Below are 24,911 nucleotides of genomic sequence, written 5' to 3'. Positions count from 1 at the left end.
TAAATATCAGTTTTGCGCTTGACGCAAGTCATTGGACGCGCTTTGCGCGCCCGGTATTTTTGCTGCATCAACAATACGCCCGTACTGATGCTGCCTTTTGCCATTATCAACTTTCATGAACTATGCCCCGCAGAACTCTGCGAGGTCATCGCTCATAAATTCCATACACCGGTAGAACAAACCGCAGAACAGGTATTGTCCTACTTTGCAATCGACCGGCAGGACGATCAGCAGGCGCCGCCGGCAACCGATATCCAGCACCTGCTGTTTTCCCGGATGCAGGCTGAAATCCTTCAGCTTGTCCGGAAGGAGGGTACTATATTGTTTCCGGTGGTGATTACGGCATATGGCAACCGGGAGGATGTTCGCTGCATACAGCCTGCTACCTATCACTCCATCAGATCTTCTCACCAAAAAATAACCCTGCTGCTGCAAAAGCTGCGTCAGGTAACGGACAATTACCAGCTACAGGCCACCTGGAGCAACGCCTATAAGCTATGCGTGGGAGATATGTACTCCCTGGAACAACTCGTACACCAATGGATATACGTAACCCGGAATATCCTGTACCCGGCCGTTACCAAACCAGGAACCATGATCATCCGGCAGGACGATTTGCCTCACTCTTCAAGCATTGACTGATGTCCGATACCATGCAAACACAGCTCGCCTGCTTCCATTGCGGGCAGGATTGCCACGGCAGCCCGATCGTCATGGCAGAAAAAACTTTCTGCTGCGAAGGTTGCAAAATTGTATATGAAATTCTGCACCAGCACAACCTCTGCGAATATTACGACCTGAATGCACAACCAGGCGTAAACCAGCGCATGCAGGTCAGGAAAGATAAATTCGCCTTCCTGGACGATGAAAAGGTGCAGCAACACCTGATCCGGTATAAGGATGCGGAACAGGCCCACGTTACCTTCTACCTCCCGCAAATACACTGCAGCTCCTGCCTCTGGCTGCTGGAAAACCTTCATAAACTCAACAGGGGCGTACTGCGTGTAACCGTCAACTTTAGTAAAAAGGAAGCAAGGGTCATCTATCACCCGGCGCAAACCAGCCTCCGCGAAGTAGCGGAAGCATTGACGTCCGTCGGCTACGAACCCTACATTTCCCTCAATGATATGCAGGAAAAAAAGCCCCGCATACAACGGAAACTAGTGTACCAGCTGGGCGTAGCCGGGTTCTGCTTCGGCAATATTATGCTGCTCAGCTTCCCGGAATATTTTTCCGGGTCAGGCCACACGGATGCCGCCATGAACAATATGTTCAGGTACATGAACCTGGCCCTTTCCCTGCCTGTATTCTTCTACAGCGCACAGGCCTTTTATAAATCCGCCTGGGCCGGGCTCAAACACGGCTTCCTCAATATCGACGTGCCCATCGTACTGGCCATCCTCGTCACCTTCATCCGGAGCCTGACGGAAGTGGCCGCAGGGCAATCCGGCTACTTCGATTCCATGACGGGCATCGTCTTCTTTATGCTCATCGGCCGCATCCTGCAGGAAAAAACTTACCAGGGCTTATCATTTGACCGCGACTATACGTCCTATTTTCCCATAGCCGTTTCCGTTATAAAGGACGGCAAACCCGTACCTACCACGCTGCCGGACATTAAAACAAACGATACCCTGCTGATTCATCACCAGGAGCTGATCCCGGCAGACGGCATTATTTCCCGCGGGGAAGCGCTGATCGACTATAGCTTCGTTACCGGCGAAGCCGCGCCGGTCACAAAATCCGTCGGAGAAATCGTGTACGCAGGAGGCAGGCAAATGGGGAGTAATATCGAAGTACTCACCATCAAAGAGGTAGCGCAGAGCTACCTCACCAGCCTCTGGAACCGCGATGAACTGCAAAAGAAGGATGACCGCAACGTTTCGTTCGTACACCTGCTCAGCCAGTACTTCACCTGGGTGGTGCTGCTCATTGCGGTTGTCACCGCCGCCGTATGGGCCGTCAAAGATCCGTCCCGCATCTGGCCATCGGTAACGGCTATATTAATTATTGCCTGCCCCTGCGCCTTGCTGCTGGCTTCTTCTTTTACCAACGGGCATATACTGCGCATCCTCTCCCGCCACAAGCTGTACCTGCGCAACGCGCAATCCATCGAAAACCTGGCCAATACCACGCATATTGTTTTCGATAAAACCGGTACGCTTATGGGCAAGTCAGGCACGGAAGTACGCTACTTCGGCAATACCCTCAGCCCCGCGCAGGAAATGATGATCAGCAGCCTGGCGGCGCAATCCACCCACCCGCTCAGCAACGCTATCAATAATTACTGCGGCAATAGCAGTCAACACCCCGTAAAGGATTTTAAAGAATACGAAGGCAAAGGCATCTCCGGATGGATAGAAGACCAGTACATCCGCATGGGCAGCGCTGAATTTGTAGGCATTCCCCGGTCCGATGAGCACGATGGCAGCATCGTGTACGTTGGATTCAACGGTGCGCCCACCGGCCTTTTTACCGTCCGCAACGGCTACCGGCCCGGCATAAGAAGCATGCTGGAAACTATCCGCAATCATTATACGTTATCCGTGCTTTCCGGGGATAATACCCGCGAAGCAGCAAGCCTGCGCATACTCATGGGAAGCAGCGCCACCCTGCGCTTTGAGCAAAAGCCTGCGGACAAGCTGGATTACATTATCCAACTACAGCAACAGGGCGAAAAAGTATTGATGATCGGCGATGGCCTAAACGACGCCGGCGCCCTCCGGCAAAGCGATACCGGCATTTCCGTGGCAGAAAGCGCCAACAATTTTACGCCCGCCAGCGATGGCATTATCGAAGCGCAACAACTGATCATGCTGCCGGCATTCATACGCTTATGCAAAGCCAACCGGCATATTGTGATCGTGAGCTTCCTCATGTCCCTGGCGTATAACATCACCGGACTTTACTTCGCCGTACAGGCCATGCTATCCCCGCTGGTAGCGGCTATCCTGATGCCCGCCAGCTCCATCAGCATTATCCTGCTCACGTGGAGTATGAGTGAAGCATACGGCAAAAGGCTGTCTGACAAAGGATTTCAGCGAATGCCTGACAAAAATCATGTTTGACAGTGAGTTATATCATTGTACTGCCTGTACGCCAAAATTACCTTTGCTACCGACACGAAACATATACATAGTAAGAACTCCAAAGCGCTAGTATGAATTGCCCGTAATTGAAATGGGCCCCGCAAACGGTTGTTTGCGGGGCAACGGGTAACCCTTGTCGCACGGGAAGCTTACGACCACCAAACTACTGTTGCTATGGGCGTCATCATTCTCTTACTGGGCGCGAGTCTTGCCGTTGCGCTCGGGTTCCTGGCCGCATTTATCTGGTCCGTGAAACACGGGCAGTTTGAAGATGATTTTTCTCCTGCGCACCGCATCCTGTTTGAAGACCGCCAGGCTAACAAGAACGACTAAACGTAATTCCGCACATCAATCCATCATACTTATGTCTTTAGAACATTTTTATTACGACAACCGAACGGTTAAATGGTTTGCCTACGCCTGTGTCTTCTGGGGCCTCATAGGCATGCTGGCAGGGCTGTGGGCGGCTACCGCGCTGGTAATCCCCGACCTCAACCTCGGTTTTGCGCCCACCACTTTTGGTCGTCTGCGCCCGGTACACACCAACGCCGTCATCTTTGCCTTTGTAGGCAACGGTATTTTCATGGGCGTGTACTATTCCCTGCAACGCTTATGTAAAGCGCGGATGTTCAGCGACCTGCTGAGCAAAATTCACTTCTGGGGCTGGCAGGCCATCATTGCCGGCGGCGCGCTCACGCTCTTCCTGGGATACACTACCGGCAAGGAATACGCGGAGCTGGAATGGCCTTTTGATATTGCCATCACACTGGTGTGGCTGGTGTTTGGCGCCAACATGCTGGGCACAATTTTAAAGCGCCGGGAGTCGCACCTCTACGTGGCAATCTGGTTCTACATCGGCACCTGGGTAGCCATTGCGATGCTGCACATCATTAACTCCTTCGAGTATCCGGTCGCGTTATTCAAAAGTTACAGCTGGTACGCTGGCGTGCAGGATGCGCTGGTGCAATGGTGGTACGGTCATAATGCGGTGGCCTTCTTCCTCACCACGCCTTACCTGGGGCTGATGTACTACTTCGTACCCAAGGCGGCCAACAGGCCGGTATATTCCTACCGCTGGTCTATCATACACTTCTGGTCACTGATCTTTATTTATATCTGGGCAGGCCCGCACCACCTGTTATACACGGCGCTGCCGGAGTGGGCCCAGTCCCTCGGCACCGTATTTTCCGTCATGCTCATCGCGCCGTCCTGGGGCGGTATGCTGAATGGCTTGCTGACGCTCCGCGGCGCGTGGGACAGGGTGCGGGAAGACGCTATCCTGAAGTTTTTCGTAGTCGCCCTTACCTGCTACGGCATGGCCACCTTCGAAGGGCCGATGCTCTCCCTCAAAAACGTAAATGCAATCAGCCATTATACCGACTGGACGATTGCGCACGTACACGTGGGAGCGCTGGGCTGGAACGGATTCCTCACCTTCGGCATCCTCTACTGGATGATCCCGAGAATATTCAATACGCAGCTCTACAGCCGCAAATGGGCCAACGCACACTTTTGGCTGGGCACGCTCGGCATTATCTTCTATGCCATTCCCCTGTACTGGGCGGCCTTTACACAGAGCATGATGTGGAAACAGTTCACAGAAGAGGGCACTTTAAAATACCAGTTCCTGGAAACCGTGAGCGCCATTCTGCCCATGTATGCACTGCGTGCAGCAGGAGGTTTGTTTTATTTAGGGGGGGTGATATTAATGATAGTGAATCTCCGCAAAACCATACGTAGCGGCAGTTTTGTTGCCAATGAGGCTGCCGGGGCAGCGCCCTTGCCGAAAATGATTACCACCCACGGTAAAACCCATTGGCATAATTGGATCGAAAGGCGGCCAGTTCAATTGGTGGTATTCAGCCTCATCGTGGTGGGTATTGGCGGCCTGCTGGAAATGGTCCCCACCTTCCTGGTTAAAAGTAATATTCCCACTATCGCCAGTGTAAAACCCTATACACCGCTGGAACTGCACGGGCGTGATATTTATCTGAGGGAGGGATGTTATACGTGCCACTCTCAGATGATCCGTCCGTTCCGCGATGAAGTAGCGCGTTACGGCGAATATTCAAAAGCCGGCGAGTTTGTGTACGACCATCCGTTCCAGTGGGGCTCCAAACGCACCGGGCCGGACCTGGCGCGGCTGGGCGGTAAATATCCTGACTCCTGGCACTTCAACCACATGCTGGACCCAACCTCCATGTCGCCCGGTTCTATCATGCCGGCCTATCCATGGCTGTTTGAGGACCGGATCGATAAAAGCAGGACGCCGGCCATGATCAGCGTCATGCGTAAGCTGGGCGTTCCTTATCCGCAGGGATACGAAACCAAAGCCAACGACGAACTGGAAGCGCAGGCCAACGGCATCGTTGCCAACCTGAAAAAGGATAAGCTGCCGGTAGGGAAGGACCGGGAAATCGTAGCGCTCATTGCCTACCTGCAACGCCTCGGAAAGGATATCAGGGAACAGCCTGCAGCTACCGCCAACACTGACTTCTAAAACCAGTTATCATGAAATTCATCAACTACCTGCAATCCATCACCGGCGTAAGCATTTACCCGCTTGCATCCCTGTTGATCTTCTGCCTTTTCTTTATCGGAGCCGCCTTCCTGGCATTCAGCGCCGATAAACGAATGATGGATCATGTAAGCCGTATTCCACTGGATCAAGACGAAAATTAATCACCAACATGAACATCAGATCACTTCTTATATTAACAGCCGGTACGCTTGCGGGCGTGCCGACGCTGGCCAGCGGAAAGCCTCAGCCTTCCGAGCTTGCCGACCCCGTAGCGCTGGTGCTGCTGATCATTGCCGGCTTCCTGCTGATAGCGATCGCCGTACTCGCCAACGCGGTCATGGGCGCGATGGACATCTTCCGTGAAAGAATGAAAAAAGATGCCGGCAAGGCCATGATCACCATCGGCGTAATCATGCTGGCCATGTCCGGCGCACTGAAGGCCCACGCCGCCGATGCGCTCGTGGAAGCGCCTACCAGCGGCATTTTGTCCAAAACCTCCCTGTGGACGCTGGTATCCGTTATCCTTCTAGAAATCCTGGTAATCATAAGTCTGCTTTTTACCCTGAAACACCTGGTGGGTATTCAGCGAAAGCGCAGGCCAAAGAAAGCTCCCGTTGCGGGCAAGCCCCGCATCACCTGGCTGGAGAAGCTCAACAACACTAAAACAGTGGATGCCGCCTCCGAAGCAGAGCAGGACATGGGGCACGACTACGATGGAATACGCGAGCTGAATAACCCCACCCCACCATGGTGGAAATGGGGCTTCTATTTCAGTATAGCCTTTGCCGTTGTGTACCTCTGGCGGGGTTATGTTTCCGGCACAGCGCCCACCCAGCTCGAGGAGCTGGCCATGGCGGAACAGAAAGCCGCTGCCGCCAAAGCGGAATTCCTGAAAAATGCTGCCAATAACGTAGACGAAAACACGGTGAAAATGCTCACCTCCGCTGATGACCTGGCCGCCGGCCAAAAACTGTTCACCAGCAACTGCGCACCCTGCCACGGCCCGCAGGGGCAGGGCGTAGTAGGCCCCAACCTGACGGACGAATACTGGCTCCATGGCGGCAGGATCAACGATGTGTTCAAAACCATTAAGTACGGCGTACCGGAAAAAGGGATGAAAGCCTGGCAGGAAGATTTCTCCCCACGGCAGATAGCCATGCTGGCCAGCTACATCGAATCGATCAAAGGCTCCAACCCTCCCAATCCAAAAGCGCCCCAGGGCGAAAAAGAACAGTAGCAGATGGAAGACAGTACAACATTCAGAGATAGCATAGCCACAGTTGATAAACAGGGAAAACGCAGGTGGATCTTCGCCAAACAGCCGTCCGGCCGTTTCTACAGGATCCGCACTGTACTCAGCATTTTCTATTTCATTGCATTTTTCAGCCTGCCGTTTATTTCCATAAATGGCAGGCCCTTGTTTATGCTCAATGTGCTGGAAGGGAAGTTTATCCTGTTCGGGTTTATTTTCTGGCCGCAGGACTTCTTCATCTTCGGGCTGGCCATGCTGGCATTTATCCTCTTCATTGTGCTGTTTACCATGGCATTCGGCCGCCTCTTCTGCGGCTGGGCATGCCCGCAGACGATTTTCATGGAAATGTTGTTCCGCAGGCTGGAATATTGGATAGAAGGTAGCGCCGCCCAACAGCAGCAGCTCGCCAAAGCCCCGTGGAATACGGGAAAAATACTCCGTAAATCCGCCAAGCACCTGGTATTTTACGGGCTGTCCTTCCTCATTGCCAACATCTTCCTCGCTTATATCATTGGCGCCAAAGCGCTGGGAAAAATTATTACCGGCCCCTTTGAAGCGCATACCGGCGGCTTCATCGCCATCCTCGTGTTTTCAGGGGTCTTTTATGGCGTGTATGCCTTCCTGAGGGAGCAGGTATGCACGATTATTTGCCCGTACGGACGCCTCCAGGGCGTTTTACTGGACAAAAACTCCGTGATCGTGGCCTACGATTACAACCGGGGAGAACCCCGCGGTAAATACGCCAAAAACGGGAATCATGATAAGGGCGACTGCATCGATTGTATGCAGTGCGTAAGGGTTTGTCCGACGGGGATAGATATACGGAACGGTACGCAACTGGAATGCGTGAGCTGTACCGCGTGTATCGATGCCTGTGATTTTATGATGGAGAAAACAGGCCGTCCCCGTGGACTTATCCGTTACGCTTCCGAAAACGGCATTGCTAAAAAGGAACAGCTGCATTTCACCCCCCGCATGAAAGTTTACAGCGCCATCCTGGCGCTGATCCTCGGGGCCATCACCTTTATGCTCGCGAGCCGCAAACCGGTAACGGGCACGATTATCCGCACCGCGGGAATGCTCTACCAGGAACGGGGTACGGATAGCGTCTCCAACCTCTACCGCATAAAGCTGATCAATAAAACGACGGCTGCCATCCCGCTGCAACTCCGCCTGGAAAACGCATCCGGCCAGATAGAAATGATCGGTAAACCTGCTATCACCGTCAAAGCGGAAGGGCAGGGGGAAGGCGCCTTCTTTATCGTACTGCCCCGCACGGAAGTACACGGCAGAAAGTCGAAGATCAAAGTAGGATTATATCAACATAACCAGCCGGTAGCCACGCTTACCACCACCTTTTCCGGACCGGTGGAGCAGTAGCTATTGCACACAAATTCAATTATTTATCATGAACTGGGGACATAGCATCATCATCGTTTTTGTGTTGTTTGCCGCAGGCATACTCACACTGGTTACCAAAAGCATGCGCACGAAGGTGGACATGGTGACCAAAGATTACTACAGCGAAGAACTTAAATACCAGGAAGTGATCGAAGGCCGTGCTAATGCAGGCGCGCTTTCATCGCCCGTCACCATCACCCAGCCGGCGGAAGCGGTCACCATCCGCGTCCCGCAGGAGCTGGTAGGCACGCCGGTAAAAGGCGCCGTGAACTTCTACCGCCCTTCTGATGCCGGCAGGGATTTTAGCGTGCCGCTGCACCCTGATGCAGCTGGTACTCAGGTAGTTGGAAGGGAAAAATTCGTTCCTGGCAACTACCGCGTAAAGGTGAGCTGGGAAATGAATAACAAGCCTTATTACCACGAACAGGTTTTACACATTAACTAATCCATATGTTCACACTCTCCGCTTTCCTGGTTGGCTTTGCCGGCAGCTTCCACTGTGTGGGAATGTGCGGGCCCATTGCGCTTACCCTTCCGGTGAGGCGACTGGAAGGCGTTAAGAAACTGGGCGGCATCCTGCTGTACAATGCCGGCAGGATAAGCATGTATGCTGTTTTAGGGCTTATTTTCGGCTGGCTGGGGCAACAGGCATCCCTCGCGGGCTTTCAGCAATGGCTGTCCGTTACAGCGGGCCTGCTGCTCTTATTTGGGCTGCTGCTGCAATCGCTCACCCTCCACCGGAAACTTCGTTTATCCGCTCCGGGTATTGTTACCGCGCGTATAAAATCGTACCTCGGGCGGTTACTCGCAGCCCAACGCTTTCATACCCTCTTCACCATAGGCGTACTCAATGGTTTGTTGCCCTGCGGGTTAGTGTATATGGGAATTGCCGGCGCTGCATCTACCGGCACTGTAGAAAAAGGAATGCTTTTCATGACGGCATTCGGCGCCGGAACCCTGCCCGCCATGGCAGCTGCCGCCTGGTTCGGGCAGCTGCTCAGCGCAGGTATCCGCAACTACATGCGCAGGATGGTACCCGTTATGGTGGCCATCATGGCAATCATGCTCATCATGCGGGGCATGAACCTGGGCATTCCCTACCTCAGCCCGCAGCTAAACGAACAGTCGCCCACTGATTTTATTCACTGCCATAAACCCTGAATCAATGAGCTTACTACAAAAATACAACGTGGCAGCGCCACGCTATACCAGCTATCCCACCGTTCCCTACTGGGATGAAGCAAGTTTTAATGAGGAAGAATGGAAGGCTTTGCTAAGGCGGTCATTCCGGGAGTCGAACGACAAGGAAGGCATCAGCATCTATATCCACCTTCCGTTCTGTGAAAAGTTATGCACCTACTGCGGTTGCAACAAACATATTACCGTCAATCACAGCGTGGAAACGCCCTACATTTCCGCTTTACTGCAGGAGTGGAAACTTTATCTCAATGCCTTTGACGGCAAGCCCCGCATCACGGAAGTGCATCTGGGAGGCGGTACGCCTACTTTCTTCAGTGCGGAACACCTGAGTCAACTGATGGAAGGTTTGTTCGAAAACGCAACGCTGCTACCCGATGCAGCGCTGAGCTTCGAAGGCCATCCTGGCAATACCACCCCGGCACACCTGCAGCTGCTCTATCGCCTCGGCTTCCGCAGGATCAGTTTGGGCATACAGGACTTTGACCCGAAAGTGCAGGACATGATCAACCGCGTACAGGATGCGGACACAGTGGAAGCGGTGGTCAGGCAGGCCAGAACCATCGGGTTTACTTCGGTCAACTTCGACCTCATTTACGGGCTGCCGCTGCAAACGGTGCAAACCGTGGAAGACACGATCAGAAAGGTGACGTTGCTGCGGCCGGACAGGATCTCCTTCTACAGTTATGCCCACGTGCCCTGGATCAAAGGAGTGGGGCAGCGTAAATACGATGAGGCTGATCTCCCGAAAGAAGGGGAGAAACGCAGGTTGTATGAAACGGGCAAAGCGCTGTTTGTGGAAGCAGGTTATACAGAGATAGGCATGGACCATTTTGCACTCCCCGCCGATGAGTTATACCATGCCCGGAACAACGGTACGCTGCACCGTAACTTCATGGGTTATACCGTATTGCATACCTCCCTGCTGGTGGGCCTGGGCGCTTCTTCCATCGGCGATAACTGGTATGCTTATGTGCAGAATGAAAAGCGCATCGCCGACTACCAGGAAAAGGTACGCCAGGGAAAGTTTCCGGTAGTGCGCGGTCACCTGCTCAATGAAGAAGACCTGCTGATCCGCGGTCATATTCACAACCTGATGTGCCGCTTTTCCACTACCTGGCGCAAGGCAGACACGCAGTGTGATGCGATTGTGGATGGTATCGAAAGATTACAGGAGCTGGAAAGGGACGGACTGGTGGATGTACTGCCGGACAGGATCGTTGTAACGCCCCAGGGCAGAACGTTTATAAGGAATATCTGCATGGCGTTCGATGCGCGTTTGTGGCGTAAGTTGCCGGCATCTCAACTCTTCAGCAGCGCCATTTAATGCTGACATCGGCTCCCGGATAAGCCCGATTTTTTCAGAATAAGAAAAAATCGGGCTGTCCGGCATCCCTATCTCCCCAAAATTCAATTTTTGATAGTTATCCACCGGAACACGTTACTTTACCTTGAAGTGGAAAATCATGTGCGGGGTTGGTGCATAAAAGCAGAGGAGAAAAATACGCGTCGCTTGAAACGTGCTGCTGCAGCGGATTTCAGAGGCAATAAAAAAAGTCTGACTGTGTAGACAATCAGACTTTCTTATTATGTGAATGGGTTAGTAAGTACAGGGAAACAAAATTCCCTACACAATATTAAAAATAATTTCATGACAAAAGAAAAATTTTACAAAAAATTTTATTCACACTACTAAAATAATTGTGGATAACAACAGAATGCACCTTCGAAAATAGCTGCAACTTCCGCGCTGAAAAACTACATTGCACTCTCTGATTTACTACCTTTGTTGCTCTTTAAATCTTATTCTATAATTCAGTTCATATGAAGTTCGAAGCACCTGTTGCCGTAACGGAAATCGCAAACATGATAGGCGCGGAGCTGGTTGGTAACAGCCAGTTGATGGCCACCGGCATCAACGAGATACATAAAGTTACGCCGGGAGATATCTCCTTCGTAGACTTTGAAAAATACTATTCAGCAAGTCTGAATTCCGCAGCCACGATCATCATCATCAACAAGAAGGTGGATTGTCCGCAAGGCAAAGCATTGCTCGTGGTAAACGACCCGTTCAGCGCTTACGTGAAACTGGTGAAGTACTACCGTCCGTTTGAGCCGGCAACAAAAGCCATCAGCGATACCGCGGTGATAGGAGAAGGAACTGTTATTCAACCTAACGTATTCATTGGCAATCATGTGCGCATCGGCCGCAACTGCATTATCCATCCAAACGTAACCATTTACGACCACTCCGTGATCGGGGATAATGTGATCATCCAGGCAGGTACCATCATAGGCGCGGATGCATTTTATTTCAAGAAAAGGGCGGACCGGGAAGTGATGTACGACAAGCTGGAAAGCTGCGGAAGGGTGATCATCGAAGATGATGTGGAAATCGGCGCAGGTTGCACCATCGATAAGGGCGTGAGCGGCGATACCATCATCGGCAGGGGCACCAAGTTCGATAACATGATCCACATCGGGCATGGTACCATCATCGGTAAGAACTGCCTGTTTGCCGCACAGGTAGGTATCGGCGGTAAAGCCATCATCGAAGATAACGTGATCCTCTGGGGTCAGGTGGGCGTCTCCAAGGACCTGGTGATCGGCAAAAACGCTGTCGTGCTCGCGCAAAGCGGCGTGCCCAGCTCGCTGGAAGGCGGTAAGGTGTACTTCGGTTACCCTGCGGAAGAAGCCCGCACCAAGAAAAAAGAACTGGCCTGGATCAAACGTATTCCGGAAATCTGGGAAAAGATCAAACACCTTTCCTGATATCAGCCGCAAAATATTACATTCGCAGAGGAGCATACCATATGCTCCTCTGTTGTTTTTAAAGCATAGCCCATGCGCTCAATGATCGTAATAATGCTGTTGCTCATTGCAGGTACCGCAACCGCCCAGCGTTTTCCCAAAGACGACCTGTACGACACCGCTCACCAATGGCGTGTATCCATAGACGATGGTTGGTTTACCGCCAAAACCATCACCTATGGGGATTACTCCACCTCCTCACGGAAAAACGGGATATCCCCCGCGCTCGCCCCCACCATCAAAACTCCCGGCAAAGCGTTTTATTTTAACGTAAGCGGCAACGGTACCACCACTACCGTGCAAACAGCGGAAGTCACGCATATCGCTTTTCTGAACAGCGACCTGCCGGATTTCCTCTCCAAAGCGTCGGACAAAGCCACGTTGTTTTACGCGCTGTTTGACCTGCCTGCCAACGAAGGGCAGCAACGCTGGGAGATGATACTGAAATCCTCCACCTACATGGAGCTGAATGCGGACAAACCTGCCGGCATTTTACGCACCGCCGGGGAAAATATCCGTATCACTGCCAATAACCGGTTCGGGCCGGCCAATTCGTACGAAAACCTGTGTTATGTATTTAAATCAGGGAAGAAGTCGGTGGCCGCGGTAATACCAGGCGCCACGCCCGAGGTATGGGTGCGCAACGGGCTCGATCCGGCCACAACCCGGGTACTGACTGCGGCCATAGGCGCGTTACTGCTGCGCTGACACGTCCTGCAGGAACTGCCTGCTCAGCTCCTCAATAGTGGTAGCCAGCGGCCGGAAGTTGAAACCCGGTAAACATTCGCGGATCTTGTCGTTTTTGTAGTACACTTTCAGCTGGGCCGTATGGGCCGTTTCTTTGGTGATAAGTGGGGATTTACCGCCAAACAGGTGTTTCAGTTTTTCCACTCTCCATACAATGCCTGACATAAAAGGAGTGGCTTCCTTCGCAGGCGGTTTTTTATTCATCGCCTTCGCCATGGCGGTGAACAGCTCTTTATAACTCCAGTTATCGGCAGAGAGGATAAAGCGCTCCTCGGTAATAGGACTGTCCATCAGCAGCATCATCGCTTTCACCACATCCCGTACGTCCACAAAGCCGTTTACCCCGTTGGTATAGTAGGGAAACTCCTTGTAGGCGTTCCTGAAGAGGGCGCTGGAACCTTCTGACCAGTTGCCTGCGCCAAGGATGATGGAAGGGTTGACGATAACGGCAGGCAGCCCTTCGGCAATGCCTCTCCATACTTCCATCTCGCCTTCATATTTGCTGATGCTGTATTTGGAGTTGTGCTTACTCTGCTCCCATTCGCTTTCTTCTGATATGTGAATACCGTCTTTCACGCGGCCCAGGGCAGCTACCGAACTCACATGCACCAGTTTTTTGACGCCGGCATCCAGGGCCAGGTTCACCACGTTGGCCGTCCCTTCCACGTTTACCTGCCGGAGGTCATTATTGCCGGGTGTAAAAGAAACGACGCCTGCGCAGTGATATACCTGCTCAATGCCTTCCATGGCTTGTTCCAGCTCTATTACGTCCAGGATATCGCATTTTACCCATTCTATTTTGTGCTGTATATCCTGCAACGCCGTAGCCGGTTGCTTACGGTACAATGCGCGGACAGGTTTCCCTGCTGCCACAAGTGAACGAATAAGATGACTACCTAAAAGACCAGTTCCGCCGGTTACTAAAATCATGTGAAGTGTTTCTTTTTTACAATCGCAGGCTCAAAAATAGGCTGTTTGTTTGGATATTACTCGTAACGATAGAAACCAAGGCCGGTTTTCCTGCCCAGCTTGCCCTCCTTCACCCGCTGCTCCTGCAGGTGGTTTGGCTTAAAGCGGGGCGCCTGGTCAAAGGCGTTGTAGAGCGATTGCGATACGGCCAGGTTGATATCGTTGCCGATGAGGTCCATCAGGGCAAATGGCCCCATCCTGAACCCCGCGGCTTCCAGCAACTGATCGATACCGCTGAAATCGGCAATGCCTTCCTCCGCAATTTTCATGGCTTCCAGATAATAATGCCTGGCTACCCGGTTTACGATGAATCCCGGGGAGTCTTTCACCTTTACAGGCGTTTTGCCCATCTGCCTGGCCAGTGTGTAAATGGCGCCGGCGGCAGTTTCGGAGGTTTGCGCACCCGAAATCACCTCTACCAGCTTCATGGCATGGGCAGGGTTGAAGAAGTGCATTCCTACCACGCGGGAAGGGTTTACGCTGATGGCGGCAGCAAGGGCGGATACAGAGAGGGAAGAGGTATTGGTGGCGAAAATGGTATCTGCATGGTTGCATTCTGCCAGCTGGTTGAAGAGGGATACTTTCGCTTCCATTTTCTCGATTATAGCCTCGATAATCACATCGGCGATACATTCCTCCATATTGCTGGTAAAACGGAGTTTTTGCAGGGTTTCTGCCTTGTTTTCGGGGGTAATCCTGCCCTTATCAACAGCCAGGGCCAGGCTCTTTTCAATCTGAGCTTTGGCCCTGTCCAGCATCGCGGGAGCGATGTCAAATAAGATAGTGGAAAAACCGCTGGAAGCGGCTACCTGAGCAATGCCGGCGCCCATAGTGCCGGCGCCGCAAACTGCGATGGTTTGAATCATATTTGTACTTTATACTGTCCCCTGAAACTGCTCCAGGAAACGGGTATCGTTTTCCGAGAAGAGACGGAGGTCTTTGATCTGGTATTTGAGCATGGTAATGCGTTCTATACCCATACCAAAAGCGAAGCCGGTGTATTTTTCCGGGTCTATGCCGCAGTTGGCCAGTACTTTAGGGTGTACCATACCGCAGCCGAGGATTTCTACCCAGCCGGTTTGTTTACACACATTACAGCCGGTGCCGCCGCAGATGAAGCAGGAAATATCCATTTCGGCGCTTGGCTCTGTGAACGGGAAGTAGGAAGGACGGAAACGGATGCCGGTGTTTTCCCCGAACATCTCTTTTACGAAATGATAAAGCGTTTGCTTCAGGTCCGCAAAAGATACGTTTTCGTCGATATAGAGTCCCTCCACCTGGTGGAAGAAGCAGTGCGCGCGCGCGGAAATGGTTTCATTCCTGTACACGCGGCCCGGGCTGATGATACGGATAGGCAGCTTGCCCTCTTCCATGACGCGCACCTGCGCGGAGGAAGTCTGCGTTCTGAGCAGCCAGTCCGGATTTTTACTGATGAAGAACGTATCCTGCATATCGCGGGCAGGGTGGTTCTCCGGCAGGTTCAACGCCGTGAAGTTATGCCAGTCGTCCTCGATCTCCGGGCCTTCCGCAATGGTGAAGCCCAGGCGTTCGAAAATATGTATGATTTTGTTGCGTACCAGGCTGATAGGATGACGGGTACCCAGGCGGTGCGGCTCTGCCGGCAGGGTAAAATCCACGTCTGCTGCCACAGCGCCGGCAGTTTCTTTCAGGTCGGCAAACTGCTCGTACCTGGCCTCTGCCAGCTGCTTGAATTCATTTAAAATCTGTCCGAATTCCTTTTTGCGGTCGTTAGGCACCTGCTTCATTTCCCCGAAAAGGGCTTTCACGATGCCTTTGGTCCCGAGATACTTTATGCGGTATTGCTCCAGGTCCGCCGCCGAAGCAGGGGTGAAGCCCATTATTTCTTCCTTGTGAGTGGCTATTTGCTGTACTAACTGTTCCATAAACAACAAAGATAAGTGTTTAGGACATTTTTTAGGTTTTTTCCGGGAGAGGTTTAAGCCCGCTGTAAAAGCCCTTCCCGTCTGCCGGGAAAAGGGCCCCGGCAGCCCTCTGCCGGAGGGCAAAAAGTGCTAATACACCTGAAAAGTCGTATATTTTCAGTCGCAAATCACCATATGTCTGCTGAGCTATATATCCTGTCACTCTTTGCCGTTACTGCCGCAATGGTAGTATGCGCTGTGCTGTACTTCCGCAGCCGCCGCCAGCTGCTACAAGCGCGGGTGGACCTGCAGGCGGCCGCAACGCGCTGTAACTTCCTGACCACGGAAGTGGCCCTCTTACGCAGGCAGCTGGCAGACATAAAGCTGACTTCTCTCAAATCCCAAATCAACCCCCACTTTGTTTTCAACTGCCTCAACGGGATACATAGCGCCGTCATCACCGGCGAAAACGCCCGGGCAAAGGAATATATCTCCGGCTTTGCAAGGTTATTACGCATGGTACTGATGCTTTCCGGCAGGAACCTCATTTCCCTGCGGGAAGAGATGGAAATGCTGGACTATTACCTCCGCCTCGAAAGGCTGCGCACCAACGACGCGTTCGACTATACGCTGTACACCGATCCCGCTATCAGTCCGCAGGACACCCTGGTGCCCGGAATGCTCATCCAACCTTTCCTGGAAAACGCCATCTGGCACGGCCTCATGACCAAGGAAGAAGGGAACAGGCATGTGTCCGTCCGGTGGAAACACCTGGGCGACAACCTGTTACACTGCGAAGTGGAAGATAACGGCATCGGCAGGAACCTGGCTGCGCTCCGTTGTAATGTGGACCTGAAAGCGGGCGCGCCGCACCAGTCCAAAGGCATGGAAATATGCCTGGAAAGGATAGAGCTTTATAAGAATACCTTTAACTCCAAATGTAATATCGAGATAGAAGACCTTACCGATGCCAGCAATGCCCCGGAAGGCACCCGGGTTAGCATCACGTTTGAAGTGAGTGCAGCCATGCAGGAGGCGCTCACCGCCTAAAATATCAGCTTATAACCCACGCCGCGGATATTGACGATCTGCACTTTCGTATCATCTTTCAGGTAGCGGCGCAGCTTTGTAATAAACACATCCATGCTGCGGGCGTTGAAAAAGTTATCATCGCCCCAGAGGTCCAGCAGTACGGCTTTCCGCTCCATTACCTCGTTGCGGTGATCGTATAGCCGGCGCAGGATTTCCGCCTCGCGGTGGGAGAGGAACTCGGTAGTATTGTTACGCGTAAGGGTTTGTTTGGCGTAGTTGAACATGTACTGACCAATGGCCACGGCGCCTTCTTCCAGGTTGCGCACCGGCTGGTCGTCAAAGCGCTTCAACAGAGCTTTGATCCGAACGATCAGCTCATCCATGCTGAAAGGTTTCTTGAGGTAGTCGTTCCCGCCCAGTTCAAAGCCTTTTACCACGTCCACCGTCTGGGATTTTGCCGTCAGGAAGATGATGGGAGTGTACTTATCCACTTTCCTGATTTCCGTGGTCACGGAAAAGCCATCCATATGGGGCATCATGATATCCAGCACTACCACATCCGGATGCTCCTGGTTAAACAGCTGCAGGCCCTCTTTGCCATCGGAGGCATAGAGCATATGGAAGCCGCGCATTTCCAGACTGTCTTTCACAATTTGTCCGAGCTGCCATTCATCTTCGATCAGTAATACTTTTGCCATATAGTAATTTGGATCAGTTATTTTAATGCGGATTTCGATGCCGGGATCGTGATGGTAAACTCACTGCCTTTTTCCGGCTCGCTGTGAACGCTGATGGTACCGCCATGCAGCTCCACGATCTTTTTCACGTAGCTGAGGCCAAGGCCGAAGCCTTTTACGTTGTGAATATTCCCGGTAGGCACGCGGAAAAATTTATCCCAGATGCTATCCTGGTACACCTTCGGAATGCCGATGCCATTGTCTTTTACGCGGATCTTCAGCATACCTTTCTCCTCCCATACGCGGATGTGTACGACAGGCGTTTCCCCGGAGTATTTGATGGCGTTGTCGATCAGGTTATTGATCGCGTTGGAGATATGCGTTTTATCGACGTAAACAGTTTCGCGTTTCAGATTGTTGTCATATCGTAGTTGCAGCGGAGTGGACTTGATCTGGTGATTGGAAAGGATGTTGTCGATGATGTCATTGAGGTCCGTTTCTTCCCGGAACAGTTCAATTTCTTCCTTTTCCTCCACGGCTATATGCAATACTTTTTCAACCAGGTCTGAAAGCCGCTGCAGTTCATGTTTTGATATGGCGAGATACCGTTGCGTTTTCTGTGGATCGTTCAGGGCATTGAAATTCTGTAGCGCTTCCACTGCCGCCGATACTGTAGCCACGGGCGTTTTCAGCTCGTGCGTCATATTGTTGATGAAATCATTTTTCACTTCCGACAAGCGCTTTTGCTTCAGGATAGTGCGCAGCATGTACACGAAAGAGAGGATAATCAGCACCAGTAATATCACGGAAGCCACCAGGGTGCCGAGCATTTTTTGAATGATGAATTCCAGGGGCGATTCAAACGTCGCCTGTACGAAAAGATTTGTATTAGGGTTTACGGGAATCTTGCGGGTCTGCCCGGGCTCGCGGCGCCGGATGCTATCCCTGAAGCTGCCTCTTTCAAATCCGCTGAAGCTCATATGAAAGGTATCCAGCTTGTATTTGGGTATGATCTGCCGGCTGCTTAACTCTGCCTTGAAGGAGGAATCCAGTTTGATCAAAGCGGCACTATCATTGTAATGGTTTGTAACCAGGTATTCCGATATCTGGCGGGCCAGCGTATCGGCGAACAACCGGGGTGGCGGCCCTTCGTGGCGCCCCGGGCGCATGGAATCCTCCATACGCATTATCCTGGCTTTGGAAGGGGGTCTGTTTTCCCTCGGCATGCCAATCTCTTCCAACTGCATCACATACCCTTTGATGGGCTTTTTTACCGAATCCCTGTCTTTTCCATAGTACCTGATATAGCGGCGGACGTCCTGAAAGTTCTGGTTAAAGACGGCATTTCTTAATGCGTCGTTAATTTCTTTATCGAATTGGTCCTGGTTGAGCTTATATGAATTATAGAGCCAGTACCCCTGGAAAAGAAAAATTCCAAGGATACAGACGATCATGAGGGTCAGAATAATTCGGATACGTTGGCGCATTAATTGACTTTGAGTTACAACAAAGCTATCTAATCCGCCCGGAAAGCGGCCAAAACCTTAACAATAATTAACAGTAAATAATGCTTTTTAACGCTTAATCACTGGATGAATGAAGATTTTTGCATATAAAAATTAGCGATTATGAATCTGATACCCCGACTGATTATGGCAGCCGCCATGCTGCCGGTTTCCTCCGCCCTGTTTGCACAACAATCAGGCGTTATAGACTATGAAGTCACCCAACGGATAGACCCCGCCCGTATGGCCCGCTTCCAGGGCGGCAATGGGGAAGGAGGCGATATTCCCAATGTCATCACCCTGCAGCAGCATTTCACTTTCAATAACGGGATAGGCAAACTGACCACCGACCGGCCGGATTTTGGCGGCCAGGGCTTCGGCGGCAGAAGGAACCCGGACGGCGATACGGCACGGCAACGCTGGCAGCGCCCGGATGGCGCAGGCGGCCAGGGCAGGCCGGGCGGTGGACCTGGTGGGTTTGGCGGATTTGGCCCGCAAAGGGGATTTGGTGGCGGCCAGCTCGTAGATCTTAAAAATAAAAAGTACGAAACGCTGTTTTCGACATCCGGAGACGAAAAGAAAACGTATCTATCAGAGGAAGACTATGTGATTGCCCCAAATGCAGAGCGCAGTGATAAAACTAAAAAGATCGCTGGCTATACCTGCAAAAAGGCCACTGTTAAGCTGAAAGATGAAACATATACAGTGTGGTACACTACAGAATTGCCTTTCAGCTATTCGCCAATTAATGGCCTGCTGCCTGATAGCAATGCTGTGGTATTATCCGCAGAGAGTAGTTCCCGTTCGTTCACCGCAAAGAAGATTTCCCTGAAACCCGTTACGGATACTGATCTTTCCGTGCCCGCTGATGCACAGAAAGTAACCCCCGAAGAATTGAGAGATATACGCAGGGCAGAGATGGAAAAATTACGTAAGCGGCAACAACAGAACTAAAAAACATTAATAACTTTCCAACTTTCCTGCTATTCACTATATGAAGAAACTTCTAAGCATCTTGCTGGTATTGAGTTTGGGCGTCATTGGCGCCCATGCTCAGTCGTCACAAGGAAAGATTAAAGGCCAACTAACCGACCAGACAACCAAAGAAGCGTTGCCCGCTGCCACTGTCGTTCTATTGCATGCTAAAGACTCCTCCGTTGCCAATACCGCTATTTCTGATGATAAAGGAAACTTTGAGTTTACCGGCATCCCTGAAGGCTCCTATCGCCTCTTCCTGAGCTTCATGGGCTATAAATCAGTTTATAAACCAATCAACATCACCCCTGAGAATAAACTTATTACCCTTGGCAACCTTGCCATGGAACATACCGGCGTAGACCTGAAAGGCGTAGAAATCCTGGAAGAAAAACCGCCTATCGTTATCAAAAAAGACACCCTGGAATTTAATGCAGACGCATTTAAAACCCGGGAAAACGCAGTAGTGGAGGACCTCCTGAAGAAATTACCCGGCGTGGTGGTAGATAAGGACGGCGGTATTACCGCACAAGGCCAGACCGTTACCAAAGTACTGGTAGACGGTAAGCCCTTCTTTGGCAATGATCCCAAACTCGCGACTAAAAACCTGCCTGCCAATATCATCGATAAAGTGCAGGTGATCGATAAAAAATCCGACCAGGCAGAATTCACGCAGATCGATGACGGGCAGACTGAAAAAGCCATCAACATCGTTATCAAGAAAGATAAACGCAAAGGCGTATTTGGCCGCGGTACCGCGGGCTATGGTACGGACAGCCGCTATGGCCTCACTGCCAACATCAACCGCTTCCGGGAAAACCAGCAAATGTCCGTTCTTGGCGGCGGCAATAACGTGAACAACCTCGGCTTCAGCCCACAAGGCCAGATGAGCTTCGGCGGAGGCGGCGGCCGCGGTGGAATGAGAATTGCCGGCGGCGGGGGCGGCGGCCGTGGTGGCGGCGGATTCGGCGGGGGCGGCAGCACCAGCGTACCGGCCGGTATTACCAGCAACTGGAATGCAGGTATCAACTTCAATCAAACCTATACGGATAAACTGACGCTGAATGGCAGCTATTTCTTTAACGACAGCAAGGTAAACGTGCTGCAAAGCACCACCCAGCAAAACATTCAGCCCAGCTATTCCAACTACCAGTACACTAACAGCGCATCCAATACAGAGAATGCGAACAACCGCTTCAACGTACGGATGGAATACAATATCGACTCATTCCACTCCATCGTGTTTACGCCCACGTATTCGCTGACGAATGCCAACAACACCTCTTTCAACGATTACACGACGCTGGCGAGCAATAATAAAGACACGATCAACAGTGGTATCACCCGTAACGAAGGGCAGGGCAACACTTCCACCTTCGGCGGGCAACTCCTCTACCGGCAACGTTTCAAAAAGAAAGGCCGCGCATTCAGTATCAACCTGGGTTATAACGACAATACCAACAACCAGGTATCCACCGTTATTTCCAACACGGTGTTTTACAACAATGGCGCCCGCAGGGATTCCGCTTATAACCAGCGCAGCACCAACAACAGCAACAGCAGGAATATGTCGTTGAAGGCTACTTATTCAGAGCCTTTATTCAAGGATAACTACCTGGAAGTAAACTACGGCATCACGCATTACAAGAGCAATGCGGAGCGCTTTACCTACGATCATGATGCCGTCAAGGATGAATACACGCACCGCAACGATTCGCTGAGTAATATCTTCGATAACAGTACCATCAATCAGAGCGCTGGCCTGGCCATCCGCACGGTGAAGCTCAAGTATGACTACAGCATCGGTTTGGATGTGGTGTTCAACCACCTGGATAACAATACCTATTCCTTCCGGACAAAGAGAGATAGCACCATCACGCAACGTACCGTAAACTTTGCGCCGAATGCCTATTTCAATTACACTTTCTCCAAAAACAAACGCCTGAAAATAAACTATAACGGTAACACCACGCAGCCTACGGTGCAACAGCTGCAACCGGTACCCGATAATAGCGACGCGTTGTATATCCAGCAGGGTAACCCTAACCTGAAACCCGCGTACAACAACACGATCAGCGTTAACTACAACACCTTCAACTTCCAGAATTTCACAGGCATGTTTGTGCAGGTGAATTCCAATTTTGGAACCAATAAGATCATTAATGCGAACCGCTATGATTCCGTTACCGGTAAAACGATCAGCATGCCGGTAAACGTAAACGGTTATTACAGCATCAACGCCAGTATGCATAACTCCATCCCGCTGTCCAAAACGCCGGGCCAGAACATGAATACCGGAACCAACATTTCCTATGATAAAGACGTGTCGTTTAACGATATGCAGAAGAATTTCAGCAACACCCTCGTGCTGTCACAAAACGCCAACGTGAACTATATGCTGAAGGAGTGGCTGGACCTCTCTGCCGGCGGTAGTATTTCGTATAACATTATCCGTTATTCCCTCACCAAATCTTCCAATGCCAATTACCTGAAATATACCCTTAACGGGGACGTAAATGTTACGCTGCCATTGGGTTTCATGGTAGGATCAGATATTAACTACATTATGACAACCGGCTTAACCGATGGTAACAATATCGGCTCTACGCTCTGGAATGCCAATGTGGCCAAATATTTCCTCCCTAAAAAACAATTACTGGTGAAGCTGCAGGGCTTCGACCTGCTGCGGCAGTATGCCTCCATATCCCGTTCTGTTACGGATAACTTCATCCGCGATACCCGGTCCAATGTGCTGCAACAGTACTTTATGCTGAGCGTTACCTACTTCCTGAACAGGTTTGGCGGCGCCAACAACCGCGGGGGCGACAGGCAGCGCACGATGGAAAGAGGCATGGAGCGCAACATACGCATGTTCCAGGGTCCTGGCGGGGGAGGCGGTTTCCGCCCTGGCGGACGATTCTAAAAGGCCTTAGTAGTACTAATATTTACCGAACCTGTCAGGATAGTCCTGACAGGTTTTTTTATGGTTTGTACCGCAATCTTATCATGAAATAAAGTTATATTTTATATTCTACCTTTGCCCGGTAAGTATCAACTATAACCTATGAGTAAGTATTTTCTGTTATCCCTGGCTTTCCTCCTGGCTATCCTTTCAGGTTGTGATAAAACCAGCATTGAGCGCGATTATCCGCTCAACCCCGAACCTCCCGTAACCAATCAGCCTTCCCCCATTTCCACCAGGCAAACCGAGGCCGGCATACAGGGGATCATCGTGGATGAAAACAATGACCCGGTACAAGGCGCAATGGTTACCTGTGGCGATGGCAGGGCCGTTACAAATGCTGCCGGCGCTTTCCTCATCGCCAATGCGAAAATGACGGAAGCCGCCGCCGTGGTAAAGGTTAATAAACCCGGTTATTTCAGTGGTAACCGCACCATCGTGATAACAGGAAAAAATCAGATCCAGTTTGTACAAATCATGCTGCTGCCCAAAAAGGTGGCAGGCGCTTTTGATGCCGGCAAAGGCGGCGTAGTAACCGCCAGCAACGCCCGGTTTACCTTCGGCCCCGGCATGGTGCTGGATAGTAAAAACCAGCCTTATACCGGCACGGTATCCCTGATATATGCGCCTATCAATCCCGAACATCCCGAATTTGGGAAAATGCTCCCCGGCGACCTGCGTGGCGTCAATAACAAAAACGAAGAGGTGGGCCTCCAGTCCTTCGGGATGATGGCCGTGGAGCTGCAAAGCGAAACCGGCGAAGCGCTTCACCTGAACGGGCTTAAAGAAGTAGAGATCAAAATGACCATCCCTGCATCGTTACAGGCCACTGCACCCGGTACTATTCCGCTCTGGCATTTTGATGAAAAAGATGGCCTCTGGAAAGAAGAAGGCAGCGCGACAAAATCTGGCGATAGTTATATCGGTAAGGTGAAGCATTTTTCTTTCTGGAATTGTGATGCGCAGTTCCCGGTGGTGAACTTCAAAGTAGCGCTGAAGGACCAGTTTGGCGCGCCTTTGGCCAACTCGCAAGTACTGATAACGCGCCCCAACGGCTCTACCGGCTACGGCAATACGGATATAAACGGGATGGTGTCCGGCATGATCCCAACCAATGAAACCCTTACCCTCTCCGTGAAAAATCGTTGTGGTCAGGAGTTTCAAGGTCAGGCAGTAGGGCCGTTTACCAGGGATACCGATGCAGGCGCACTTACGATTAATATACCCGTTAACGATCTTACGAATATCAGCGGAACTGTCAATACCTGTGCCGGCACAGCGGTTAACAACGGTGTAGTTGTAGTAACGCTTGACAGTATCAGGTATGCTGGCACTATCAAAGATGGTAAGTATAAACTGAGCATACTCCGTTGCCAGCAGGGCGACGTCATTGCTAACGTAATCGTTACGGATCTTGACAATTCCAAACAGGCCGCCAGCGACATCGTAGTATCCACCGGTAGTTACAACGTTAATCTTTCAGCATGTGACGAAGTACAGTTTAGCAGTATTTCTGTGAATTTATCCGGTACAACCTACTCGCTGAACAGTATTGCCGATTCTGCCACCCTAAGTAGTTATAATAATATCCATTCGTTTTCCTTCAGTAGAAAAAGCGGCTTCGCAGATGATATTTTCTGGCAGATCAACAGCCTGGATGCAGGCGCCCATACTCCTATAACCCAGAGCATACGGTTAAATAACCGGTATTATAGGAGTGATATCACTGTTACAATTACCCAAACAGCCAATCCCGGTCAATATTTATCAGGCACCATTTCCGGTACGGTAGATGATTCCACTACTGTTCCTTCCAGCAAGCTACCTATTAATGGTACTTTCAAAATACAGCGCAGGCAATAAAACGCTAAATAAGAAACGAGGGTGTAT

Annotated in this window: 21 protein-coding genes; 16 read left to right on the top strand and 5 right to left on the bottom strand. The window is 51.3% G+C overall.

All coding sequences use genetic code 11. The features are described from left to right. Positions 1 to 18 precede the first annotated feature (18 nt). From BOC67_RS06850 to BOC67_RS06795, 12 genes are all read left to right on the top strand, one after another. On the top strand, positions 19 to 642 hold the full coding sequence (locus BOC67_RS06850; protein ID WP_291908575.1) for a hypothetical protein: 624 nt from the start codon (positions 19 to 21) through the stop codon (positions 640 to 642). After that, on the top strand, positions 642 to 3,068 hold the full coding sequence (locus BOC67_RS06845; RefSeq protein ID WP_291908572.1) for a heavy metal translocating P-type ATPase metal-binding domain-containing protein: 2,427 nt from the start codon (positions 642 to 644) through the stop codon (positions 3,066 to 3,068). The genes BOC67_RS06850 and BOC67_RS06845 overlap by 1 nt, the downstream gene beginning before the upstream one ends. Before the next feature lie 195 nt (positions 3,069 to 3,263). Further along, positions 3,264 to 3,422, top strand: a complete 159-nt coding sequence (gene ccoS / locus BOC67_RS06840) for a cbb3-type cytochrome oxidase assembly protein CcoS (protein ID WP_291908570.1) — start codon at positions 3,264 to 3,266, stop codon at positions 3,420 to 3,422. Beyond that, positions 3,361 to 5,589, top strand: a complete 2,229-nt coding sequence (gene ccoN / locus BOC67_RS06835; RefSeq protein WP_367115539.1) for a cytochrome-c oxidase, cbb3-type subunit I — start codon at positions 3,361 to 3,363, stop codon at positions 5,587 to 5,589. The genes ccoS and ccoN overlap by 62 nt, the downstream gene beginning before the upstream one ends. An 11-nt stretch (positions 5,590 to 5,600) precedes the next feature. Beyond that, on the top strand, positions 5,601 to 5,771 hold the full coding sequence (locus BOC67_RS06830) for a CcoQ/FixQ family Cbb3-type cytochrome c oxidase assembly chaperone (protein ID WP_291908566.1): 171 nt from the start codon (positions 5,601 to 5,603) through the stop codon (positions 5,769 to 5,771). Positions 5,772 to 5,779: 8 nt separating this feature from the next. Beyond that, entirely contained in the window at positions 5,780 to 6,847 is a 1,068-nt protein-coding gene (locus tag BOC67_RS06825) for a cbb3-type cytochrome c oxidase N-terminal domain-containing protein (RefSeq protein WP_291908563.1), read from the top strand. Between the two features lie 3 nt (positions 6,848 to 6,850). Then, positions 6,851 to 8,242, top strand: a complete 1,392-nt coding sequence (gene ccoG / locus BOC67_RS06820; protein ID WP_291908560.1) for a cytochrome c oxidase accessory protein CcoG — start codon at positions 6,851 to 6,853, stop codon at positions 8,240 to 8,242. 28 nt (positions 8,243 to 8,270) lie between these two features. Next, positions 8,271 to 8,708, top strand: coding sequence for a FixH family protein (locus BOC67_RS06815; protein WP_291908558.1), 438 nt, complete (start codon positions 8,271 to 8,273; stop codon positions 8,706 to 8,708). Positions 8,709 to 8,713: 5 nt separating this feature from the next. Next, on the top strand, positions 8,714 to 9,424 hold the full coding sequence (locus BOC67_RS06810; RefSeq protein WP_291908554.1) for a sulfite exporter TauE/SafE family protein: 711 nt from the start codon (positions 8,714 to 8,716) through the stop codon (positions 9,422 to 9,424). Beyond that, positions 9,414 to 10,787 (top strand): oxygen-independent coproporphyrinogen III oxidase, encoded by a 1,374-nt coding sequence (gene hemN / locus BOC67_RS06805; RefSeq protein ID WP_367115538.1) that lies wholly within the window; start codon positions 9,414 to 9,416, stop codon positions 10,785 to 10,787. The genes BOC67_RS06810 and hemN overlap by 11 nt, the downstream gene beginning before the upstream one ends. Before the next feature lie 497 nt (positions 10,788 to 11,284). Then, entirely contained in the window at positions 11,285 to 12,232 is a 948-nt protein-coding gene (locus tag BOC67_RS06800) for a UDP-3-O-(3-hydroxymyristoyl)glucosamine N-acyltransferase (RefSeq protein WP_291908549.1), read from the top strand. Positions 12,233 to 12,304: 72 nt separating this feature from the next. Continuing rightward, positions 12,305 to 12,979, top strand: a complete 675-nt coding sequence (locus tag BOC67_RS06795; protein WP_291908547.1) for a hypothetical protein — start codon at positions 12,305 to 12,307, stop codon at positions 12,977 to 12,979. On the opposite strand, the gene BOC67_RS06790 is transcribed toward BOC67_RS06795, so the two are convergent. Genes BOC67_RS06790 through BOC67_RS06780 form a run of 3 tightly spaced genes read right to left on the bottom strand, consistent with a single transcriptional unit; the run spans position 12,965 to position 15,891 of the window. Continuing rightward, positions 12,965 to 13,948 carry an NAD-dependent epimerase/dehydratase family protein gene (locus BOC67_RS06790; protein ID WP_291908544.1) on the bottom strand — a complete coding sequence of 328 codons (984 nt, stop codon included), beginning with the start codon at positions 13,946 to 13,948 and terminating at the stop codon, positions 12,965 to 12,967. The two genes, BOC67_RS06795 and BOC67_RS06790, sit on opposite strands and share 15 nt — an antisense overlap. A gap of 56 nt (positions 13,949 to 14,004) precedes the next feature. Continuing rightward, positions 14,005 to 14,853: a 3-hydroxyacyl-CoA dehydrogenase NAD-binding domain-containing protein gene (locus BOC67_RS06785; protein ID WP_291908540.1), complete on the bottom strand. Its 849-nt coding sequence runs from the start codon at positions 14,851 to 14,853 to the stop codon at positions 14,005 to 14,007. Positions 14,854 to 14,862: 9 nt separating this feature from the next. Next, complete coding sequence (locus BOC67_RS06780) at positions 14,863 to 15,891, bottom strand: phenylalanine--tRNA ligase subunit alpha (protein WP_291908538.1); 1,029 nt, start codon at positions 15,889 to 15,891, stop codon at positions 14,863 to 14,865. 174 nt (positions 15,892 to 16,065) lie between these two features. On the opposite strand from BOC67_RS06780, the gene BOC67_RS06775 reads away from it, so the two are divergent. Next, a complete protein-coding gene (locus BOC67_RS06775) occupies positions 16,066 to 16,920 on the top strand; it encodes a sensor histidine kinase (RefSeq protein WP_291908534.1) in 855 nt (284 codons plus the stop codon). Here BOC67_RS06775 and BOC67_RS06770 read toward each other — a convergent pair. Together BOC67_RS06770 and BOC67_RS06765 are read right to left on the bottom strand one after the other, a co-directional pair. Further along, the gene (locus BOC67_RS06770) at positions 16,917 to 17,600 is read right to left on the bottom strand and encodes a response regulator transcription factor (RefSeq protein ID WP_291908531.1); all 684 of its coding nucleotides are present in this window, start codon (positions 17,598 to 17,600) and stop codon (positions 16,917 to 16,919) included. The two genes, BOC67_RS06775 and BOC67_RS06770, sit on opposite strands and share 4 nt — an antisense overlap. A 17-nt stretch (positions 17,601 to 17,617) precedes the next feature. Beyond that, the gene (locus BOC67_RS06765) at positions 17,618 to 19,066 is read right to left on the bottom strand and encodes a HAMP domain-containing sensor histidine kinase (RefSeq protein ID WP_291908529.1); all 1,449 of its coding nucleotides are present in this window, start codon (positions 19,064 to 19,066) and stop codon (positions 17,618 to 17,620) included. Between the two features lie 141 nt (positions 19,067 to 19,207). Here BOC67_RS06765 and BOC67_RS06760 point away from each other — a divergent pair, with 141 nt between their 5' ends. From BOC67_RS06760 to BOC67_RS06750, 3 genes are all read left to right on the top strand, one after another. Next, positions 19,208 to 20,038 (top strand): GLPGLI family protein, encoded by an 831-nt coding sequence (locus BOC67_RS06760; RefSeq protein ID WP_291908527.1) that lies wholly within the window; start codon positions 19,208 to 19,210, stop codon positions 20,036 to 20,038. Positions 20,039 to 20,078: 40 nt separating this feature from the next. After that, positions 20,079 to 22,982 (top strand): outer membrane beta-barrel family protein, encoded by a 2,904-nt coding sequence (locus BOC67_RS06755; RefSeq protein ID WP_291908525.1) that lies wholly within the window; start codon positions 20,079 to 20,081, stop codon positions 22,980 to 22,982. Positions 22,983 to 23,123: 141 nt separating this feature from the next. Continuing rightward, on the top strand, positions 23,124 to 24,884 hold the full coding sequence (locus tag BOC67_RS06750) for a carboxypeptidase-like regulatory domain-containing protein (protein ID WP_291908523.1): 1,761 nt from the start codon (positions 23,124 to 23,126) through the stop codon (positions 24,882 to 24,884). The last annotated feature ends 27 nt before the right edge of the window (positions 24,885 to 24,911 follow it).

The organism is Chitinophaga sp. CB10 (genome assembly GCA_001870995.2).
Classification (GTDB): Bacteria; Bacteroidota; Bacteroidia; order Chitinophagales; family Chitinophagaceae; genus Chitinophaga.
The sequence above is the reverse complement of the archived record's forward strand: the minus strand, read 5'-3'. Positions and strand labels throughout refer to the sequence as shown.

What these genes read in the sequence shown, in the direction of transcription:
- BOC67_RS06770 (WP_291908531.1), bottom strand. Translation starts at nt 17,600, where the DNA reads ATGGCAAAAGTATTACTGATCGAAGATGAATGGCAGCTCGGACAAATT.
- BOC67_RS06775 (WP_291908534.1), top strand. Translation starts at nt 16,066, where the DNA reads ATGTCTGCTGAGCTATATATCCTGTCACTCTTTGCCGTTACTGCCGCA.
- BOC67_RS06765 (WP_291908529.1), bottom strand. Translation starts at nt 19,066, where the DNA reads ATGCGCCAACGTATCCGAATTATTCTGACCCTCATGATCGTCTGTATC.
- BOC67_RS06795 (WP_291908547.1), top strand. Translation starts at nt 12,305, where the DNA reads ATGCGCTCAATGATCGTAATAATGCTGTTGCTCATTGCAGGTACCGCA.
- BOC67_RS06780 (WP_291908538.1), bottom strand. Translation starts at nt 15,891, where the DNA reads ATGGAACAGTTAGTACAGCAAATAGCCACTCACAAGGAAGAAATAATG.
- BOC67_RS06750 (WP_291908523.1), top strand. Translation starts at nt 23,124, where the DNA reads ATGAGTAAGTATTTTCTGTTATCCCTGGCTTTCCTCCTGGCTATCCTT.
- BOC67_RS06830 (WP_291908566.1), top strand. Translation starts at nt 5,601, where the DNA reads ATGAAATTCATCAACTACCTGCAATCCATCACCGGCGTAAGCATTTAC.
- ccoS (WP_291908570.1), top strand. Translation starts at nt 3,264, where the DNA reads ATGGGCGTCATCATTCTCTTACTGGGCGCGAGTCTTGCCGTTGCGCTC.
- ccoG (WP_291908560.1), top strand. Translation starts at nt 6,851, where the DNA reads ATGGAAGACAGTACAACATTCAGAGATAGCATAGCCACAGTTGATAAA.
- BOC67_RS06760 (WP_291908527.1), top strand. Translation starts at nt 19,208, where the DNA reads ATGAATCTGATACCCCGACTGATTATGGCAGCCGCCATGCTGCCGGTT.
- BOC67_RS06755 (WP_291908525.1), top strand. Translation starts at nt 20,079, where the DNA reads ATGAAGAAACTTCTAAGCATCTTGCTGGTATTGAGTTTGGGCGTCATT.
- BOC67_RS06785 (WP_291908540.1), bottom strand. Translation starts at nt 14,853, where the DNA reads ATGATTCAAACCATCGCAGTTTGCGGCGCCGGCACTATGGGCGCCGGC.
- BOC67_RS06800 (WP_291908549.1), top strand. Translation starts at nt 11,285, where the DNA reads ATGAAGTTCGAAGCACCTGTTGCCGTAACGGAAATCGCAAACATGATA.
- BOC67_RS06815 (WP_291908558.1), top strand. Translation starts at nt 8,271, where the DNA reads ATGAACTGGGGACATAGCATCATCATCGTTTTTGTGTTGTTTGCCGCA.
- BOC67_RS06825 (WP_291908563.1), top strand. Translation starts at nt 5,780, where the DNA reads ATGAACATCAGATCACTTCTTATATTAACAGCCGGTACGCTTGCGGGC.
- ccoN (WP_367115539.1), top strand. Translation starts at nt 3,361, where the DNA reads ATGATTTTTCTCCTGCGCACCGCATCCTGTTTGAAGACCGCCAGGCTA.
- BOC67_RS06845 (WP_291908572.1), top strand. Translation starts at nt 642, where the DNA reads ATGTCCGATACCATGCAAACACAGCTCGCCTGCTTCCATTGCGGGCAG.
- BOC67_RS06790 (WP_291908544.1), bottom strand. Translation starts at nt 13,948, where the DNA reads ATGATTTTAGTAACCGGCGGAACTGGTCTTTTAGGTAGTCATCTTATT.
- BOC67_RS06810 (WP_291908554.1), top strand. Translation starts at nt 8,714, where the DNA reads ATGTTCACACTCTCCGCTTTCCTGGTTGGCTTTGCCGGCAGCTTCCAC.